This is a genomic window from Psychrobacter alimentarius (assembly GCF_001606025.1).
Taxonomy (GTDB): domain Bacteria; phylum Pseudomonadota; class Gammaproteobacteria; order Pseudomonadales; family Moraxellaceae; genus Psychrobacter; species Psychrobacter alimentarius.
The window spans coordinates 311359-328756 of the sequence record NZ_CP014945.1 but is presented as its reverse complement, the minus strand read 5'-3'; the positions used below and the strand labels follow the sequence as shown (position 1 = coordinate 328756).

19 protein-coding genes are annotated in these 17398 nt (G+C 44.1%); 9 read left to right on the top strand and 10 right to left on the bottom strand.

Annotation, left to right across the window (positions count from 1 at the left end; genetic code table 11):
* Window positions 1-504: 504 nt before the first annotated feature.
* The 3 genes from ribA (at window position 505) to A3K91_RS01405 (ending at window position 3077) form a co-directional block, all read left to right on the top strand.
* Window positions 505-1176, top strand: a complete 672-nt coding sequence (ribA, locus tag A3K91_RS01415; RefSeq protein ID WP_062843688.1) for a GTP cyclohydrolase II — start codon at window positions 505-507, stop codon at window positions 1174-1176.
* A gap of 11 nt (window positions 1177-1187) precedes the next feature.
* The gene (gene hemF, locus A3K91_RS01410; protein ID WP_062843687.1) at window positions 1188-2186 is read left to right on the top strand and encodes an oxygen-dependent coproporphyrinogen oxidase; all 999 of its coding nucleotides are present in this window, start codon (window positions 1188-1190) and stop codon (window positions 2184-2186) included.
* 420 nt (window positions 2187-2606) lie between these two features.
* Window positions 2607-3077, top strand: a complete 471-nt coding sequence (locus A3K91_RS01405; protein ID WP_062843686.1) for a c-type cytochrome — start codon at window positions 2607-2609, stop codon at window positions 3075-3077.
* A 79-nt stretch (window positions 3078-3156) separates the two neighbouring features.
* Here A3K91_RS01405 and A3K91_RS01400 read toward each other — a convergent pair whose 3' ends face one another.
* The 3 genes from A3K91_RS01400 to A3K91_RS01390 all read right to left on the bottom strand — a co-directional run bounded on the left by A3K91_RS01400 (window position 3157) and on the right by A3K91_RS01390 (window position 5626).
* Entirely contained in the window at window positions 3157-4161 is a 1005-nt protein-coding gene (locus tag A3K91_RS01400; RefSeq protein ID WP_062843685.1) for a mechanosensitive ion channel family protein, read from the bottom strand.
* A 96-nt stretch (window positions 4162-4257) separates the two neighbouring features.
* The gene (gene gloA, locus A3K91_RS01395; RefSeq protein WP_062845799.1) at window positions 4258-4827 is read right to left on the bottom strand and encodes a lactoylglutathione lyase; all 570 of its coding nucleotides are present in this window, start codon (window positions 4825-4827) and stop codon (window positions 4258-4260) included.
* A gap of 160 nt (window positions 4828-4987) precedes the next feature.
* On the bottom strand, window positions 4988-5626 hold the full coding sequence (locus tag A3K91_RS01390; RefSeq protein WP_062843684.1) for a carbonic anhydrase: 639 nt from the start codon (window positions 5624-5626) through the stop codon (window positions 4988-4990).
* A 612-nt stretch (window positions 5627-6238) separates the two neighbouring features.
* On the opposite strand from A3K91_RS01390, the gene potA reads away from it, so the two are divergent.
* The 4 genes from potA to A3K91_RS01370 all read left to right on the top strand — a co-directional run bounded on the left by potA (window position 6239) and on the right by A3K91_RS01370 (window position 10191).
* Window positions 6239-7495, top strand: coding sequence for a spermidine/putrescine ABC transporter ATP-binding protein PotA (gene potA / locus A3K91_RS01385; RefSeq protein WP_062843683.1), 1257 nt, complete (start codon window positions 6239-6241; stop codon window positions 7493-7495).
* Window positions 7495-8373: a spermidine/putrescine ABC transporter permease PotB gene (potB, locus tag A3K91_RS01380; protein WP_062843682.1), complete on the top strand. Its 879-nt coding sequence runs from the start codon at window positions 7495-7497 to the stop codon at window positions 8371-8373. The genes potA and potB overlap by 1 nt, the downstream gene beginning before the upstream one ends.
* Entirely contained in the window at window positions 8373-9203 is an 831-nt protein-coding gene (gene potC, locus A3K91_RS01375) for a spermidine/putrescine ABC transporter permease PotC (protein WP_084387216.1), read from the top strand. Before potB ends, potC begins: the two co-directional genes overlap by 1 nt.
* Window positions 9204-9300: 97 nt before the next feature.
* Window positions 9301-10191: a LysR family transcriptional regulator gene (locus A3K91_RS01370; protein WP_062843681.1), complete on the top strand. Its 891-nt coding sequence runs from the start codon at window positions 9301-9303 to the stop codon at window positions 10189-10191.
* A gap of 248 nt (window positions 10192-10439) precedes the next feature.
* Here the strand turns inward: A3K91_RS01370 and A3K91_RS01365 are convergent, their stop codons facing one another.
* From A3K91_RS01365 to A3K91_RS01340, 6 genes are all read right to left on the bottom strand, one after another.
* Entirely contained in the window at window positions 10440-10658 is a 219-nt protein-coding gene (locus tag A3K91_RS01365) for a DUF4926 domain-containing protein (protein ID WP_062843680.1), read from the bottom strand.
* A 91-nt stretch (window positions 10659-10749) separates the two neighbouring features.
* Window positions 10750-11214 carry a hypothetical protein gene (locus A3K91_RS01360; RefSeq protein ID WP_062843679.1) on the bottom strand — a complete coding sequence of 155 codons (465 nt, stop codon included), beginning with the start codon at window positions 11212-11214 and terminating at the stop codon, window positions 10750-10752.
* 190 nt (window positions 11215-11404) lie between these two features.
* Window positions 11405-11776, bottom strand: coding sequence for a fluoride efflux transporter CrcB (gene crcB, locus A3K91_RS01355; protein WP_062843678.1), 372 nt, complete (start codon window positions 11774-11776; stop codon window positions 11405-11407).
* A 53-nt stretch (window positions 11777-11829) separates the two neighbouring features.
* The gene (tsaD, locus tag A3K91_RS01350; protein WP_062843677.1) at window positions 11830-12888 is read right to left on the bottom strand and encodes a tRNA (adenosine(37)-N6)-threonylcarbamoyltransferase complex transferase subunit TsaD; all 1059 of its coding nucleotides are present in this window, start codon (window positions 12886-12888) and stop codon (window positions 11830-11832) included.
* Between the two features lie 238 nt (window positions 12889-13126).
* The gene (locus A3K91_RS01345) at window positions 13127-13648 is read right to left on the bottom strand and encodes a c-type cytochrome (RefSeq protein WP_062843676.1); all 522 of its coding nucleotides are present in this window, start codon (window positions 13646-13648) and stop codon (window positions 13127-13129) included.
* An 89-nt stretch (window positions 13649-13737) separates the two neighbouring features.
* Window positions 13738-14145 carry a hypothetical protein gene (locus tag A3K91_RS01340; protein ID WP_062843675.1) on the bottom strand — a complete coding sequence of 136 codons (408 nt, stop codon included), beginning with the start codon at window positions 14143-14145 and terminating at the stop codon, window positions 13738-13740.
* Window positions 14146-14570: 425 nt separating this feature from the next.
* On the opposite strand from A3K91_RS01340, the gene rpsU reads away from it, so the two are divergent.
* Window positions 14571-14786 carry a 30S ribosomal protein S21 gene (gene rpsU, locus A3K91_RS01330; protein ID WP_010195908.1) on the top strand — a complete coding sequence of 72 codons (216 nt, stop codon included), beginning with the start codon at window positions 14571-14573 and terminating at the stop codon, window positions 14784-14786.
* A 197-nt stretch (window positions 14787-14983) separates the two neighbouring features.
* Window positions 14984-15433 (top strand): GatB/YqeY domain-containing protein, encoded by a 450-nt coding sequence (locus A3K91_RS01325; protein ID WP_062843673.1) that lies wholly within the window; start codon window positions 14984-14986, stop codon window positions 15431-15433.
* A 110-nt stretch (window positions 15434-15543) separates the two neighbouring features.
* Here A3K91_RS01325 and A3K91_RS01320 read toward each other — a convergent pair whose 3' ends face one another.
* The gene (locus tag A3K91_RS01320; protein ID WP_062843672.1) at window positions 15544-17238 is read right to left on the bottom strand and encodes a M48 family metalloprotease; all 1695 of its coding nucleotides are present in this window, start codon (window positions 17236-17238) and stop codon (window positions 15544-15546) included.
* Window positions 17239-17398: the final 160 nt, after the last annotated feature.

Sequence of the window (17398 nt, the reverse complement as noted above, 5' to 3'; positions counted from 1 at the left end):
TCTACATCATTATTGATGTAATTGACTATATAATTATTTGGACAACGTGGAACGTGCCTCTTTCAACGTGCCTACAAATACTAGGGTGCTATCTGTGCTTTTTTAACATAAATACACTGTCATAGTGGACAGTAATGAATCATAGCTATGATACTTCAACGCCGATGGTTGATATTATGCCTGAATTCATCGGCATCAATATCGGATGTAAGTGACGACATAGTAATGTAAGGACAAAGACTTGTCACTGTATCCGTCAAAATAGTATGGCATAATAGCATTTTTTTTTAATTGTCGCTTTAATCATCGTGCGTCGTTTGTGAACTTTGTGTGTTTTCATCCCAAAGACAATCAGCACGCTGTCTCTACGAACAGGTTATACTATATACCTTAATAACTATAATAATGTGTCTTGGAAATAAGATGTCTCGGATCACATGGCTATTTTAATGTGGTGATAACATACCCTTTACCGACACGATTATCGGATTATGTAGGACATTAATGTCATATCAATTTATTACTAGCGCCAAACTACCAACTCGTCATGGCGAGTTTGATATTCATATCTTTGAAAACGATGATGGTCAAGAGCATGTGATGCTGACCGTTGGCTTGTTTGCGGTCGACCAAAACCAAGATCATATCCCAGACGTGCGTCAAGATGACACGCCAATAGAGCGACCGCTTCCGTTGATTCGCATTCATTCAGAGTGCCTGACTGGGGATGCTTTTAGCTCCTTAAAATGCGACTGTGGACCACAGCTCAATACTGCCATGCAAGCAATACAAGAGACGGGCTGCGGGGCTATTTTGTATTTGCGTCAAGAGGGCCGCGGTATTGGTCTGACCAATAAAATTCGTGCTTACGCCCTTCAAGATCAAGGCCATGATACGTTAGATGCCAATCTCATGTTGGGCTTGCCCGCGGATGCGCGTATCTATGATATGTGTGGACCGATGCTGGCACATGTGGGTGTAGATGCAGTCAGACTCATTACCAACAATCCAGACAAAGTGGCATATCTGACTGAACATGGTATTAATGTTGTTGAACGCGTGCCATTATTGGTTGGGGTAAATGATATGAACGCTGAGTACCTAGCGACCAAGCGCGACCGCATGGGACATTTGCTGGATAAAGACTTCAATACCGCCCTACACCTTAATAAATAGGCAGAGATGTTATGAGTATGCCAACTTTAGATAATAAGCAAAATCTGCCAGCAGCAGATGACGCGACGACACCCACCAATGATGATATCGTGCGTGTGCGTGAATTTTTAGTCGATTTACAAGCCCGTATTTGCCAAGCGTTAGAAGCGCAAGAACGCGCAGGCGGTGGCAACGCAACCTTTGTCCCTGATGATTGGGAGCGCCTTGAGGGAGGCGGTGGACGATCAAGCGTATTAGCAGGTGGCAAAGTTATTGAAAAAGCGGGCGTCATGTTCAGTCATATCCATGTGCACAACTTACCTGCTTCCGCTACTGCTCGTCATCCTCATATTGCTGGTCGTAAAGCACAGGCCATGGGCGTCTCATTGGTGGTTCATCCTACTAACCCAAATGTCCCTACCAGTCATGCCAATGTACGACTGTTTGTCGCAGAAGCCGCGGGTGAAGAGCCGATATGGTGGTTTGGTGGTGGGTTTGATTTGACGCCGTTTTATCCGGTGCTCGAAGACTGCGTCCATTGGCACCAAGTCTGTCATGATCTTTGTGCGCCTTTTGGTAACAATGTCTATGCAGATTTCAAACAGTGGTGCGATGAGTATTTTCATTTGCGCCATCGCGATGAGCAGCGCGGTATCGGTGGTTTGTTCTATGATGACGTCAATACTGACAGTCGCGGCTGGGACTTTGAGACTTGCTTTAATTTTATGCAAGCCGTTGGTAATGGTTATCTTGATGGTATCCTACCGATTTTTGAGCAGCGTAAAAACACCCCTTATACCGATGAGCAGCGTGAGTTTCAGCTTTATCGTCGTGGACGTTATGTAGAATACAACCTCGTCTACGATCGTGGTACGTTATTCGGACTGCAAAGCAATGGGCGTATCGAGTCCATACTTGTCAGTATGCCGCCTCTCGCCAGCTGGCATTATCGTCTAGAACCGGCCGAGGGCACCCCTGAGTTTGAATTAACCGATTACTATCTAAAACCGCGTGATTGGTTAACACCATAGTTAGCATCGCTCTCTGAAAAATAAAAGTTATTTTGCATAACCATCATCAACATCAGTATTTTTAAAATATATAAGGTCAGCTATTATTGCTGGCCTTTTTTATAGCGGGTCTTTTTATCATCGTTTCAATAATTATAGTCGCTTCAATAATGATAGTCGCTTCAACAACCTCGAATATAGTCAACTTAAATTAACCCTAATGACCCTATCACTGGTGTAAATTTTACGAGGATATAACAACTATCTTAACTATTGTTGCGTCAATAGTGGTTACAATGGCCTATATTTTCTCGAAAAATGATGTAGGAGTGACGGCGCTTCTAGATTAGGTTTAAATAGCATTTTTATAATAATATTTTGACATGAGGCCAGCACTTTATAGCCCGCCTATTATCAGTCATGTTTAAAGGAGTAATTTATATGACACAGGTTTATACCAACAAATCATTGAAGTCTGTTATTAGTATTACATTGATGACAGCTGCCCTAGGTCTCACCGCTTGTAGCAGCCCAACCGATACTGACGTAAAAACCCGTCAAGACAGTATGAAAAGCTGGGGTGATGCAATGGGTGTCATGGGTGATATGGTGAAAGCACCTGATACATTTGACGCTGCTGTATTCAAAGAACAAGCCGCTTTTTTGGCAGAGGATTCCTCAACACCTTGGAGTCACTTTGAAAACCAAGACGCTGCGGGTAACGCGACTGAAGCAGTCTGGTCTAATGCCGATGGCTTTAGTGCTGAGTCTGACAACTTTCAAAAGGTCACGGCGGAGCTAAGCGCTGCTGCACAGACAGCGACCAGTGTTGATGATGTCGCCCCTGCCTTCAGTGAAGTGGGTGCAAGCTGTAAATCTTGTCATACAGAGTTTCGAGCCAAAGCCAACTAAATGCTCCTCTACGATCATTAAAAAACCGCTCCATCATGTGATGCAGCGGTTTTTGTCATTCTATTTTGTACCAAACAATTTACTCTAGTGCAGATTCATTCGCACCTTTATGACTCTTCGCATTTTGCTCATGATTGATAGCACGTTCGTCATTGAGTTTTTTGACAATGGCTGTCACTGATGGATCACTCAAATCAATCGTCCTAATAGGGAATGGTATGTTCACCCCTGCGGTATCTAGGGCTGTCTTAATCTCAACAATAACTTCGTGAATGGAGGCCACTTTGTTGGCTTGCGTACCATCTTCGATAAACCAGCGCACCATCAAATCGATCGTGGAATCACCAAAACCAGTTGCTATTACACTCGGCTCTGCTTTTTTAGAGACACTATCAGCCTTATTAAGTGCTTGTATGATCTCCGCTTTTGCCGCCTCGATATCATCTTCGTAGCCAATGCCAACCGCGACTTGTAAACGGCGCTGCTTATACGCGGTATTGACGGTCAATGCTGACGTGTACAAATCAGAATTGGGAATCACCACTTGTCGCCCATCATAAGTCCGGATGGTTGTAGCGCGAATTTTGATGTCCTCAACGGTCCCTTCGTATTCTCCCGACACGATCTGATCGCCGATACGAAACGGCTCTGAGATGAGTAGCAGGATACCTGACAATAAGTTCTGAAAAATATCTTTAAAAGCAAAACCAATCGCCACAGAGCCAATACCAAGTGCGCCAATCAACTTGGCAGGAGTGAATCCTGGCACCGCAATTACCATAGCAATCATCACACCTACAAAGATAATCAAGGCGCCGCCTACGCGCTGAAATACCTTCACCAAGTTTTGATGGTGAATGCGACTGCCTAAGACTTTTTGCACCACTTTTTTAAAGATAATCGATAAGAACCAAAAAATCAGGATAACGACGATTGATGCTACAAAATAAGGAATACGTTCAAGAAAGCCAACCACTATCTCATTTGCTGAATTGATGATGCTGTGATAGGTCAGCGCCTCAGGTGGTACGGTTTCGACCGCTGTCGAAACATTGGCTGCTGTTTCTGCCTCAGAGGTAGGCATATCAACGTTACTCCCTCGATTTGCTTGGTTCGTTTACTTTGTACTTACTGGCTATATAGAATTGCCATCAACAGCATGACTCAGTCTGTTTTTATTTTAACGCATCAATTCGGCTTGTACGATCTCAATCCAGTAGCCATCAACGTCTTTGATAAAGGCAATGCCTTTCATCTTGCCATCTTCTGGACGCTTTTTAAACTCAACGTCATTTTTGTCAAACCAAGCCACCGCTTCTTCTAGATTGGGCACGCTAAAGCAGATATGACCAAAACCTTGTGGGTCTTGATTGCCATCATGATAGCTAAAGTCCGCTTGGGTTTCGGTACCATAATTATGGGTCAATTCTAAAATACCACGCTGACGGAAGGCAAAAATTTCTAAATTATCACCTGTCGGTAAGTTTTCTCGTTCACTCTCCGTAAGCTTGGCCAAAAAATATAAATCAAATCCCATCTCAGGGAATTTTTTTAGGGCAAGCAACGTCATACCGAGCATACCCGTATAAAACGCTAAGGATTTTGCAGGGTCTTTGACTCGTAGCATGGTGTGATTGAACGTAAAGCCCGTGGTTTGAGCAGAGATAGCTTGGACGCCTTCGGCCTTGATACTGCTCTCAGGCTGGGCGATGTTTGTTTGATTATTATTGTCGGTCACTGAAGTAGACATAATGGTCATTATCCTAGTTTTTACAGAATATAAAGGTGAAAAACGAGCGAGCCATGTACGTCACGACTCGCTTGACCCTGTCATCATAATAAAAAATAGACAAAAGATTGAGGGGGTTTTGTAAGAAAATACATTTGATAGCACTAATATAACAGCGACATTAGCTGTCTAAGAACCGCACTTTTCCTGTCTCTAAGTCATACTCTGCACCAACGACAAGCAATTGACCACTGTTGGTTAAATCCTCTAGCGCTCGCGAACCATGCTTGAGCTGACTGACTGACATGCGGACATTGGCGCGAATAGAGCGATCAACCAACTCATCGGCATCGACATCTTGACCATTGGCAGTCGCCAGTTCGTGCAAGTTGTAAACGCTTGGGCGAATACGATCGACGATGGATTGTAAGTTAGGAGAGTAGTTTTGTTCTGGGTTGATAAGCGCATCTACGCAAGCCGTGACTGCACCGCAATGTGAATGCCCCAATACAACAACCAGCTTTGTACCGAATTTTTCGGCGGCAAATTCAATCGAGCCGATCTGTGAAGGTGCTACGATATTACCCGCAACCCGAATGACAAACAAATCACCCAAACCTTGGTCAAATACAATCTCAACTGGCACTCTTGCATCCGAACAACCCAAAATAATAGCCAATGGGTCTTGGTCTTTGACCAATTCTGGACGTCGCTGCATCAAAACGTCTGTGCTGCTAAGGCTATCAACGTAACGTGCATTACCTTCTTTTAAAAGCTCAAGTGCTTCTTGACCTGTGTTTGGGCGTTTATCATTAGGCATGGGAAATCCTTTGTTATCAGACAATTAAAATAATGTATGGTTCTAACTTTGCTTTAAGGTTTATCTCTCAATATCTTATCGATACGACTTAATAAAGCGTAAAGGCTTACTATATGGCTTAGCCACCAAGTAATTGTATAGCATCAAAAGCCAAAAAATGACAAAAAATTTTGTTTTAATGTCGTTATATAATCGATCTACTATGCAGTAAATACAGCGTCACTGGTATCACTTTTGCGGAGCCTCTTGAATGCGAAGCGCACAGCAAGCAAGGAAAATTGATACCAGTGGACCGTTATCATATTTGCATTTATTGTATTCAGAACTGTCTTTCGGACTGGCTATATGCTGACAATAATCGCCAATCGTGCAAGAGATACAAATACCATAACGCGCTTTAACCTATCAATACGTGTCAACAACGTCATAAACTAAAAGCGCCCTCTCATCGTCAATCGTACGACTTTAACGAACTTGCACTGATTTATATCACGGGTTTGTTATAATACGCAGCAATCAGACGACCGCGCTTATGCTCATATCACTTATCGGTATTACAGCAGTCTATTTTAAATATTGCACTGGCATATTGGCGGCTTAGGAACAGATACTATGACCAATTCATCTTTGAACCCACACAAAGCCACTGCGCGCGCAGACGAAAGTCCTGTGCTATTGCAACTAACTGGTCTCAAAAAAATCTATGACCAAACTGAGGTCTTGACCGATATCAACCTTGATATTAGGCATGGTGAATTTTTGACCTTGCTTGGTCCATCAGGCTGCGGGAAAACCACCTTGCTCCGCTTGATTGCAGGGTTTGAGCAACCAAATGCTGGAGCGATATATTTGGATGGTGCGCAGATGGCAGGGTTGCCAGCGGATAAACGACCCGTTAATACGGTGTTTCAACAGTATGCTCTGTTTCCACATATGACCGTCGCTCAAAACGTGGCCTATGGTCTTAAGCTCAAAAAAGTACCCAAAGATGAGATTCAAACTCGCGTACGTGAGATGCTGGCCATGGTGCAGCTAGAGCACTTGGCCAATCGTAAGCCACAAGATTTATCAGGTGGTCAGCAACAACGAGTTGCCATTGCACGTGCCGTCATCAATCGCCCCAAACTTTTATTGTTAGATGAGCCTTTGTCCGCACTCGATCATAAGCTACGCCTACAAATGCAATCAGAGCTAAAGCGTTTGCAACGCGAGCTTGGCATTACTTTTGTTTTTGTGACTCATGACCAAGAAGAAGCGCTTTCTATGTCAGATCGCATTGCTGTGATGAAAGACGGTAAGTTTCAACAAATTGGCACACCAATTGAGATTTATGAAACACCGTCCAATTTATTTACTGCCAAATTCATTGGTGAGACCAATCTCTTTAAAGCAGAGGTCAAAGGCGTGTATCCAGACCAGCCTGACCGTGATGGTAAAGTGACCAATGGACGTATCGAGGTCGAGGTCTGCGAGGCACAAGCGCAAGAAGGTCCAACCACCTTACGCAACTTACGTCTTCCTGATTTTGCGAATGGGGTGCAAGTGGGCGATATCGTGAACTTGCTACTGCGCCCTGAAGATTTACGGATTTATGATCCTAAAGATCTGACGCATACGGGCTTGCTGGGTCACGTCATCGAAAGTAATTATAAAGGCAGCACCTTAGATTCGATTATTGAGCTGGCAAATGGTCATGTTATCAAAGCGTCTGAGTTTTTTGATGAAGACGATCCAAGCTTTGATTATAAGTTGAATGAACCAGTCAAAGTCTCGTGGGTTGACGGCTGGGAATGGGTATTGCCAGACGATCCTAATGCTGAGCAAATAGGTGATGGACAAAACTCAACCGTACAAAAGGATGGCAGCTAATGGCACGTACTAGCTTAGGCAATAAAAGTCCTTTTCGTACGGCGACCCTGTGGCTGATTTGGGGTTGGTTGCTGATTTTTGCATTATTACCCAACATATTGGTCATCGCGGTCAGTTTTTTGACGCGTGACAGCAGTGCATTTATCAGCTTGCCGGTCAGCATCGATAGCTATATCCGTATGATGGATCCGCTGTATTTTGAAGTGTTTGTCCACTCATTATGGATGGCAAGTATCACAACCGTTATTTGTTTATTGCTGGGTTATCCCTTTGCATGGCTGGTATCCAAGGCAAAAGTTCGCTGGCAGCCTCTGCTCATGATGCTATTAATCCTGCCGTTTTGGACCAACTCTTTGGTACGGACTTATGCCCTCAAATTGCTATTTGCCAATAATGGTTTGATTAATAAATCCTTATTGTCCATCGGTGTAATCGATGCACCTATTGATATCCTATATACGCAAGGGGCCGTGATTGCGGGCCTCACCTATTTACTATTTCCTTTTATGGTACTGCCCTTGTATGCGGTGTTTACGGATTTGCGCAACGATATGCTGCTCGCCTCACAAGACTTGGGGGCGTCAAAAGCGCAGACCTTTTGGCATGTGGTACTGCCTTTGACCACGCCTGGGATTATCTCAGGCGTGCTTTTGGTATTGTTACCGGCGATGGGCATGTTCTATGTGGCCGATATTTTGGGCGGTTCACGCAACCTACTGGTTGGTAATATCATCAAAAACCAGTTTTTGGATGCGCGCGATTGGCCGTTTGGGGCAGCGGCTAGCGTGCTACTGACAGTGGCGATGGCGGTGCTACTACTGGCTTATCGTGCCAGCAGTCGCCGTATTGGTAAAACTGACTTTAATGAGGTGGCCTGATGTCGAATAACTCATTACACCACTCGCCTAGTCACACATCTATCAAACACAAACGCTCGTTCAAGATCGGTAGTATGGCGGCAAAAGGCTATCTAGGACTGATTTACGCGTTATTGTATTTACCCATCATTGTCTTAGTGGTGATGTCATTCAATAAGTCAAAAATTGGCTATAACTGGGGCGGGTTTAGCTTAAAGTGGTATGAGTCGCTCTTTAACAATCAAGCCATGCTTGACGCTTTTTGGCACTCTATTGTGCTCGGATTGGTTGCTGCCACTGTTTCAACCTTGATTGGAACCTTAACCGCGCTTGCTCTGCATCGGTACAAATTTCGTGGTAAAGGCTTACTTAATGGCCTGCTGTTTGTGTTAATGATGTCGCCTGAGATTGTCCTTGCCATCTCCTTATTGGCACTATTTTTATTAATTGGTATGCAGTTGGGCTTTGTCTCACTACTGCTGGCGCACATCACGTTTTGCTTGCCTTTCGTGGTTATCACAGTCTTTGCTCGTTTAAGCAGTTTGGATGAGCGTCTGATGGAAGCAGCACGCGATTTGGGCGCTAGTGAGTCAACGATGGTACGTACTGTACTGATTCCGGTTATTCTACCAGCCGTCATGGCCGGTTGGTTGCTTGCCTTTACTTTATCATTAGATGATGTGGTGGTGTCGACCTTTGTCACAGGCCCTAGCTATGAGATTTTACCCCTACGTATTTACTCGATGGTACGCGTGGGTCTCAAACCAGAAGTCAACGCTATCGGAACGCTGCTGCTTGCTGCTTCTTTAGTGCTGGTCATTATCTCACAGCTATTGTTACGTCGACGCTAACCAATTACGTAACGGCTATTAACCATAAGCTTTGAGTGAAAGTCAGCGCTATATGGATTATAATGAATGCTTCTCATCTTAGTGGTCAGGTTATCTTATGTTAGAGCTCCGCCATCTCAATACTTTAACAGCGCTACGAGCACACGGCTCGCTTGCTGCGGCCGCCGATGAGTTACACGTGACCGCTTCTGCTGTCTCACACCAACTAAAAGAGCTAGAGAATTATTACGACATCAGCCTAGTCAACCGTCGTACCCGCCCGCTCACTTTTACACCCGCAGGCAAAATGGTGTTGGCACTGGCAGACAGTATCATGCCGCAAGTGACCCGCACCAAATCCAATCTGAAACGCTTAGCGCATGGTCAAGCAGGCAGATTGCGCCTCGCGTCTGAGTGTCACAGTTGTTTTGACTGGCTCATGCCAGTACTCAATCATTATCGCCGCGAATGGTCAGATGTAGAGCTAGATTTTGCGACTGGCTTTGAGCCTGAGCCGCATCACTTATTGATGGAGGGGGATATTGATTTGCTGATTACCACCAGTGACTTGCCAATAGAAGGTATCAGCTATCAACCCCTGTTTGAGTATGAAAGTCGCTTGGTACTCTCACCCACCCATGATCTGGCAGCACAAGACCATATTAACCCTGAAGATTTGGTGGACGAGATATTGATTGCGTATCCAGTGGAAGCGAAGCGTCTCGATATCATTGCCAAATTTATGACACCCGCGCAAGCAAGCTTTAAGAGTATCCGCACAACAGAATTGACCGCCATGCTTATCCAATTGGTTGCGAGTGAACGCGGTGTGGCTGCCCTGCCCGATTGGGTGGTGGCCGAATATGAGAAAAAAGGCTGGGTGGTCTCACGAAAACTGGGCGATGGTGTGCGTTGCCAGCTTTATGCCGCCACGCGTACCGCCAGTCAGGATATTGCCTATATGCAAGGATTTGCCAGTTTATTGGCAGGAATCGTAAAACCAGTTTAATATTTCACTGTTTACTACATTTTTTGATTATGATATATCGTCCGCTTTCCTACGTTATGATAGGCGCTGGGGGGATGATGGTTCCCTAGTGAGGGCTTGAATCTTTGGCTTTAGCCCAAGTAGTTTCAAAGAATATAGACTTTTATATTTAATCAATGTACATCTGAGCGTAATTAATGAGCTTGGATTGATGGTTTTTTAACTAGGTTATTAAGTAGTCATTGATAGTCAGGACAATTCACCGTTAACTATTCGATATATGTTTCAGTGCTAGCAACCCAATAAAGACTCATGTCTTCTTCTTTCAAAGGTACAGTTTCAATTGTACGACCCTGATCATCAGAAAATTCAATTTCATATACGGGAGGAGTCATACCAAAGATATGTACTATAGTTCCCACATCACCCTCTTTGATATTCTCTTGAATATCTTTTGATACCTTAATAACATCGTTTATATTCAACATACTGCTAATCCTTATTTGTCATAAACTCTAATTATGCGAAAAGTGGACTGTTTTTTCAGAGATCTCAATAGTAAGGCTAGACTACGTTCTTTCAAGCTTTACCGTTTGCCTGCTTCCAGCAATAACTGTTTTTTTGCCAGGATATTCTAACTGTAAAATCGCCAGGTACTCCTATTCGATTCTGACTTAAGTTTAGGCTTGTATCACCATAACAATAGCTCTTAAAAATGCCAGGATCATCTTGCACTCTTGGAGAAATTTCTTTCCAATAAGTCTGTGATTGAATATTGTTTTCAACTATATCGATATTAGTACTATAGTTATTATAGTAGTAAGTTAGGCTACTTCCCCAATTTTTAGTCAGCTGAAAAGTATCTTTTGGCTCATTTAAACTTTGTGTGACAGATGACATTAGGGTACTAACTTTTGCTTCCATTGTTTTCAATTTCTTATAGCTGATAACGACATCATCAGCTGGTTCACGAATATAGTCAATAACGTTCCAACCTAGTATTAAGGTAAAAATTAGGTAAATTAAAATAGATGAATGCTTCATGATATTCTGCTTTGCTTTTTAATGAGATTATCTGCCTCAGTACGAGATAAGATATATTTTTTTTAAGCTATACCCCAACAGAACCAGTGATTTCACCCCTCAAACTTATTAACAGACCATTTAAAACAGACTATATTTCGGTAACTACTTAAATCAGATCACTAATTAAGCAGGTGATATCGATAAAAGCTCAAAGTACGCACTTAAAGAAATAAAAGCCAAGCGCGGTTGCCAGTAACGTCAGTCCAACGTGCAGACCTATTAACATCAAACCTGATAATAGACGACCATCATTTATCAAAGCAAAGGTCTCAGCACTAAACGTACTAAACGTGGTTAATCCACCCAAAAACCCGGTGACAATAAACAGTTTGACGTTGGGAGGCAGACCACTTCCCATACGCTCAAACCACACCAATGCCAGTCCTATCAGCAGTCCACCCAAGATATTAGCGCTCAAAGTGCCAAGTGGTATCCAATTGTGTAGCGCATTAAAGCGCGACAACCACGCCCGCAAACAAGCACCAAATGCTGCTCCCAAACCAATAGCGAGCCACTGCATAGACGGTTCCTAAATCAAATAACCATTAATAAATGTACGGCCAAATAAAGCAACTATACGGCCGGTAGCTCGGTCATTGGCCAACGAGGCACACAGCTGACCGCCAAATCATCTGACTGCCCAGCTTGTAGGCGCTCGTAACCAGCATAAGCAATCATCGCGCCATTATCAGTACATAAAGCAGGCGGCGCATAATGGACCGTTGCATGTATCTTGGTCAGCTCAGCTTCTAACGTCTCACGCAAATGAGTATTGGCACTGACACCGCCGGCAATCACCAATCGGCTCATATCTGCTTGCTTAAGAGCTTTGACGCATTTTTTTACCAAGGTATCGACCACGGCATATTGAAAGCTGGCAGCAATATCGGCACGAACTTGTGGGTCGCTATCAGAGCCGTTTCCTGAGCCGCCTGAGAGTGGCGTATCTTTAATCAGATTATGTACCGCTGTTTTCATACCACTAAAAGAAAAATCCAAGCCGCGATGTAACATGGGACGCGGTAAGTCGTAGGCATTTGGATTGCCAGTTTCGGCCAATTTGGCGATATTGGGGCCACCTGGGTACGGCAAGCCAAGCATCTTGGCGGCTTTATCAAAGCACTCCCCTGCAGCATCATCTATCGATTCGCCTAATATCTCATAGCGACCCACACCATGAGCAGCTATCAGCAAAGTATGGCCGCCCGACACCAATAACGACACAAAAGGAAATGCTGGCGGATTGGCGCCCATCAGCGGTGCAAGCAAGTGCCCCTCCATATGGTGAATACCAATCGCTGGAATATCTAAGCCATACGCCAAGCTACGTCCAAATAACGCACCCGTCATCAAAGCCCCAATCAGTCCCGGTCCTTTGGTATAGGCAATCGCATCAATCTCATTTTTACTAATGTTGCATTGTGCTAACAACTCATTTAATAAAGGCACAAGCTTACGTATGTGATCACGACTGGCAAGCTCAGGCACCACACCACCATAAAGCGCATGCAGCTCTATTTGCGAATACAACACTTGACCGAGCAAACCTTGATTATCACTATCCATTTGCTCACTATCAAAAATCGCAAGTCCCGTCTCATCACACGATGTTTCTAACCCCAATACCTTCATACTTTTGCCTTTATATCGTCTTGTGCCGCGTTTTTTATTTTATGCCATTTGCTAACATCTCAGTAGTAAAAAAATGAGTGTCATCATCACAGTTATTACACCAAATGCGTTTAAAACCGCCGATGGCATTTGTGAGCAAGGCATTGATAAAAACGAGCATAAAAAAACCGTCATTGTCAGTCACAATGACGGTCAGTTTAGCAAATTTCAATGGCTGCTATACTCTATATATACCGTATCAGCTGACCGATGCCAGCATATAATCAACAGCCGCTTTTACTTGCGCGTCCGTGACACCGTTTACCGCTTGTGCAGGCATTTTATTAAACCCTTTAGCAGAATGCATATAAAGGGTTTCTTTATCCTTGGTCAGACGCGTCGACCACGCCATCTTGTCACCATACTTGGGTGCATTTAGCAGTCCTGCGTCATGACACACTTTGCAGTTGGACTCATATAAAGTCTTGCCTGCATCTGCAGCCAACATTTCAGGTCCAGCAGACACCGCTTGCCCTGCCGCTTCTTCAACGACAGGCTTGACAGCAGACTCTGCTGCAGGTGTTGCAGTGTCGGGTTCATCGGTCGGTGCTGCTTCTGTCACCTCAGCGGTAGCGACAGAGTCACTCACCGCGGTCGAGTCTTCAGCAGGCTGATTACTACCGTCATTACCACTATCACTGCTACAGGCACTAAGTAGCAGTAGCGCGCTTATACCGACAGCAGATAAAGTAAGTATGTGTGTACCCGATTTCTGTCTCATGCTGACATCTCTATTCGATCATTCATATTGGCTACTGCTTATCATAATATTGGCTTATGCCACGCTTATCTAACATACGCATCTAGCGCTTATTGAGGAGCCGCGTCAGTTGTTGCCGTTTCAGTAGTAGCAGCGGTATCGGTACTATCTGTAGCAGCATCAGCGTCCGTACTAGTCATGGCTGCATCTGTGCTGTCAGTAGCAGTCGCGGTATCAGCTGTTCCTGTTTCTGTCGTGGCCATATCTGTAGTTGCCGTGCCTGCTGCCGCATCCCCTTCAGCTGCTGGCATTGGCGCTGCGGCTTCTGGAAAATCCATCTTTTCGGCTTCAGGCGCCTTTGCACGAGCCATTTCAGCTGCTTCATCTACGCGATCTATTGCTAATACTTCATGTGACTCATGTTCACCTTCTTTGTCACTACTACAAGCACTCACACCAAAACCAAGCGTGACGATAAGGGTGGTGCTTAGTGCCGTATTCAGTACAGATTGTCTCATTCCAACATCCTCAATAAAATGCATATAAAACGGTTGATATGCTGACTACTATTTGCAAATATCATAGCATAAAGTCTAGACAAACCGTTATAGACAGTAGGGTTTTTTATTATTGCTCTATAAGGCGACTCACCATCCTTTTCCGTTATTTTTCGTGCATTTGCAAGCCATATTCTATAATCTTCATACCCTTCATACACCGTTATGATTGTCGCAATCTTCTTCTGCAACTTAATGATAAATAGGGATTAATCCATTAAAATCATTGACTTTGTTGGTATTTTTGATTAAAATACGTGCCCTTGCACCAATGCGCAAGATTGTCCTAGTTTGAGCTGATGCCTGTAATCTTGAGATATTACGGCTAAATACTAATACACAGCCAAACTAATGCCCTTATATCTCATCCTAATCGAGGAGTCTTCATGCCTGCAGTTAAGGTTAAAGAAAACGAACCAGTTGATATTGCTATCCGTCGTTTCAAGCGTGCTTGTGAAAAAGCTGGCGTATTATCAGACGTACGTAAGCGTGAGTTTTATGAAAAACCAACGCAAGTACGTAAGCGTAAAAAAGCAGCTGCTGTAAAGCGTTATAAGAAAAAGTTACAACGCGAAACTATTCGTACCACTCGTATGTACTAATCAATACTCTGATTAGTTAAGTACAAGCGCTACACTAACGCCACTGTTATCCATCGATATCAGTGGCGTTTTTTATGCTACAATTTTTGTTATTATTGCTTATATCATTTTGCTCAAAAACTGCATCAGCAGGCGTTTAGCCAAATATTCACAAATAGCATGTATCAAATAAAATTTAACGTACAAGGATAATAACAGTGAGCCAACTTAAACAGACGTTATCAGACACCATCAAAATTTCTATGAAAGCTCGTGAGCTTGAGCGTGTTAAAGTTTTGCGCAATGTGCAAGCCGTCATCAAGCAAATTGAGATTGACCGTCAAACAGAGCTTGACGATGCGCAAGTATTAGAAGTGCTACAAAAACAGCTCAAGCAACGTCAAGAGTCGCTGACTATTTTTACAGAAAACAGCCGTGATGATTTGGCAGCCAAAGAGCAGTTTGAGATTGATATCATCAATGAGTTTATGCCAAAACAAATGAGTGATGACGAGATCAGTGCTTTAGTCAATGCCGAAATCGCTGAACAAGGTGCCACATCAATGCGTGATATGGGCAGCGTCATGGGCGTATTGAAGAATAAAACGGCTGGTCGTGCGGATCCAGCTTTGATCTCAAAACTGGTAAAAGACGCACTCCAAGGGTAGAGCGATAGACAGTCTGCAATAAACCAAGACGTTCACAACCTACTCTAAAGACAGTACGGTTCATAAATATAGTGCTATTCATAAAGAGAAAGCACTATGAAAATGACCGCCTAAGGCTCAAAGTCTTTGGCGGTTTTTATGGCTTTGAGCTCGGCATTTATATTGGCGAGTAACGGGCGTGCGCTATTGGCTTGAGGCGTATTTTGCAAGTTCTCCGCCAGTTGTTTGGCCTGTGTGAGCGACGTGAGGGCGCGCTCGTAGCGACCGCTCCATAGTTGGTCATGGCTGCGATAGCGTAACGCGTTGATGGTCGCGATACTGGCAAGCTCTGGCGAGGTTGTGGTTTTGGCAAGTTTTTCATTGGCCAACTGTAGGCTTTGCCAAGCAAAACGATCGCTTGGCTCCTGCTGCGTCAATGGTTTGAGTAATGCTTGAGCCTTCATAGGTTCATTACTATTGGTCAGCGCTTCTGCGAGATACAGGCGTAAATCACGACGCTCAGGATATAAACGCTGCTGGCTCTCCAAAATGTCAGCGGCCTGTGTCCATTTATCTTGTTCACTTAAAATTTGGCTCTGGGTAATGGATAGCAAAGGCTCTAAGGCTTGACGCTGCACCGCTGGCAATGCATTGATGCTCGCCAACAACTCATTGGCATCTTGAAAGCGTTGTTGTTCACCATACCAATGCATTAGTGCCAACTTCGCACCCACACTATTTTTAGCAGCCGTACTTAATTCTGTCTCAGAAGCATGCTTACCCGTACTTTTTACGCGCCAGTAGAGCAAATCAAACAAGGTCTGATAGCGCTGCTGCTGTTTCAATGATAAAGAAGGATAATTCTGCGCGCGACTCTGTGCTTCACTCAAACGCTCATTACTGAGCGGATGCGATTGAACAAAACTGGGTAAAAACCGATTTTCGACTTGGTTGAGCTGACTTTGTTGATTCATGGTGGCAAAAAACCGTGGCATGGCTCTTGGGTCATAGCCAGCTTGGGTCATGATTTGCATGCCTACGCGATCGGCTTCACGCTCATTGCTACGACTAAACGCCATACTGCTATTCATTGTAGCCGTTTGACTGCCCATCATGACTGCCGCAGCTGCATCACCATCGACCGCTGATGCTGCAATAGCAGCCAGCATACCGCCCAGCTGCATGAGTATGGCCTTTCTGCGTTCATCTGCCCCACTCTCATAATGATGTTGGCTAATATGAGCGACCTCATGAGCCACCACACTGGCAAGCTCATCCATACTTTTGGCGGACAGTATCGTCCCTGTGTTGAGACCAATGACCCCGCCTGGTGCTGCGAACGCATTGATACTTGGACTATCGATAATCACCACAGCCATTGGTGCTTGCTGCCGCGCTTGCGCATTCAAACGCCACGTCATGTCTTTTACCGTCTCTTGAATCCAAGGATCGTGCTCCATCTTGATTTGACTATTGGCTTTTCGTAGTGACCATTCACCGAGCAATTTATTTTGATATTGCTCATCGAAGCTCAAGCCCTGTCCGCGTAAGCTCGGTAAACTTAACTCTTTTGGGTCAGTGGTGCTCCATGAATTATAAGCAAATGATGATGCTTGGTTATTACCGCTGTTACTCATATCATTATTACTAATGACATTATTGATATCGCTACTATTGGCGCTCGTCGCTACCAACAATACTGAGGACACACCAAACCTGATAGCGCTTGATACTGCCATAGACAGACGGGTTTTTTGTCGATTGTATAAAGGCGATGTGGTTTTTAGCAAGCCTTTGGTAATCGTATATGTATTGAAAAAATTCATGGTTGCTCCACCAAATATCGACTGTCTATCAGCTCGGGACAAGTACGCATCCTATGCAAGTGAAAGATGTTTTTCGACTATACGAGTTTGCCTATGTTAGGTCAATTCTCATATGCATTTAACTACCAATCACTTAGCGGCGCGTCACTATTGTGAAACA

Bases quoted from the DNA above. Each gene is read 5' to 3' on its own strand.
- rpsU (WP_010195908.1), top strand. From the start codon at position 14,571: ATGCCTGCAGTTAAGGTTAAAGAAAACGAACCAGTTGATATTGCTATC.
- potC (WP_084387216.1), top strand. From the start codon at position 8,373: ATGTCGAATAACTCATTACACCACTCGCCTAGTCACACATCTATCAAA.
- A3K91_RS01405 (WP_062843686.1), top strand. From the start codon at position 2,607: ATGACACAGGTTTATACCAACAAATCATTGAAGTCTGTTATTAGTATT.
- A3K91_RS01390 (WP_062843684.1), bottom strand. From the start codon at position 5,626: ATGCCTAATGATAAACGCCCAAACACAGGTCAAGAAGCACTTGAGCTT.
- ribA (WP_062843688.1), top strand. From the start codon at position 505: ATGTCATATCAATTTATTACTAGCGCCAAACTACCAACTCGTCATGGC.
- potB (WP_062843682.1), top strand. From the start codon at position 7,495: ATGGCACGTACTAGCTTAGGCAATAAAAGTCCTTTTCGTACGGCGACC.
- A3K91_RS01340 (WP_062843675.1), bottom strand. From the start codon at position 14,145: ATGAGACAATCTGTACTGAATACGGCACTAAGCACCACCCTTATCGTC.
- A3K91_RS01370 (WP_062843681.1), top strand. From the start codon at position 9,301: ATGTTAGAGCTCCGCCATCTCAATACTTTAACAGCGCTACGAGCACAC.
- gloA (WP_062845799.1), bottom strand. From the start codon at position 4,827: ATGTCTACTTCAGTGACCGACAATAATAATCAAACAAACATCGCCCAG.
- A3K91_RS01360 (WP_062843679.1), bottom strand. From the start codon at position 11,214: ATGAAGCATTCATCTATTTTAATTTACCTAATTTTTACCTTAATACTA.
- A3K91_RS01365 (WP_062843680.1), bottom strand. From the start codon at position 10,658: ATGTTGAATATAAACGATGTTATTAAGGTATCAAAAGATATTCAAGAG.
- A3K91_RS01400 (WP_062843685.1), bottom strand. From the start codon at position 4,161: ATGCCTACCTCTGAGGCAGAAACAGCAGCCAATGTTTCGACAGCGGTC.
- potA (WP_062843683.1), top strand. From the start codon at position 6,239: ATGACCAATTCATCTTTGAACCCACACAAAGCCACTGCGCGCGCAGAC.
- hemF (WP_062843687.1), top strand. From the start codon at position 1,188: ATGAGTATGCCAACTTTAGATAATAAGCAAAATCTGCCAGCAGCAGAT.
- tsaD (WP_062843677.1), bottom strand. From the start codon at position 12,888: ATGAAGGTATTGGGGTTAGAAACATCGTGTGATGAGACGGGACTTGCG.
- A3K91_RS01320 (WP_062843672.1), bottom strand. From the start codon at position 17,238: ATGAATTTTTTCAATACATATACGATTACCAAAGGCTTGCTAAAAACC.
- A3K91_RS01345 (WP_062843676.1), bottom strand. From the start codon at position 13,648: ATGAGACAGAAATCGGGTACACACATACTTACTTTATCTGCTGTCGGT.
- crcB (WP_062843678.1), bottom strand. From the start codon at position 11,776: ATGCAGTGGCTCGCTATTGGTTTGGGAGCAGCATTTGGTGCTTGTTTG.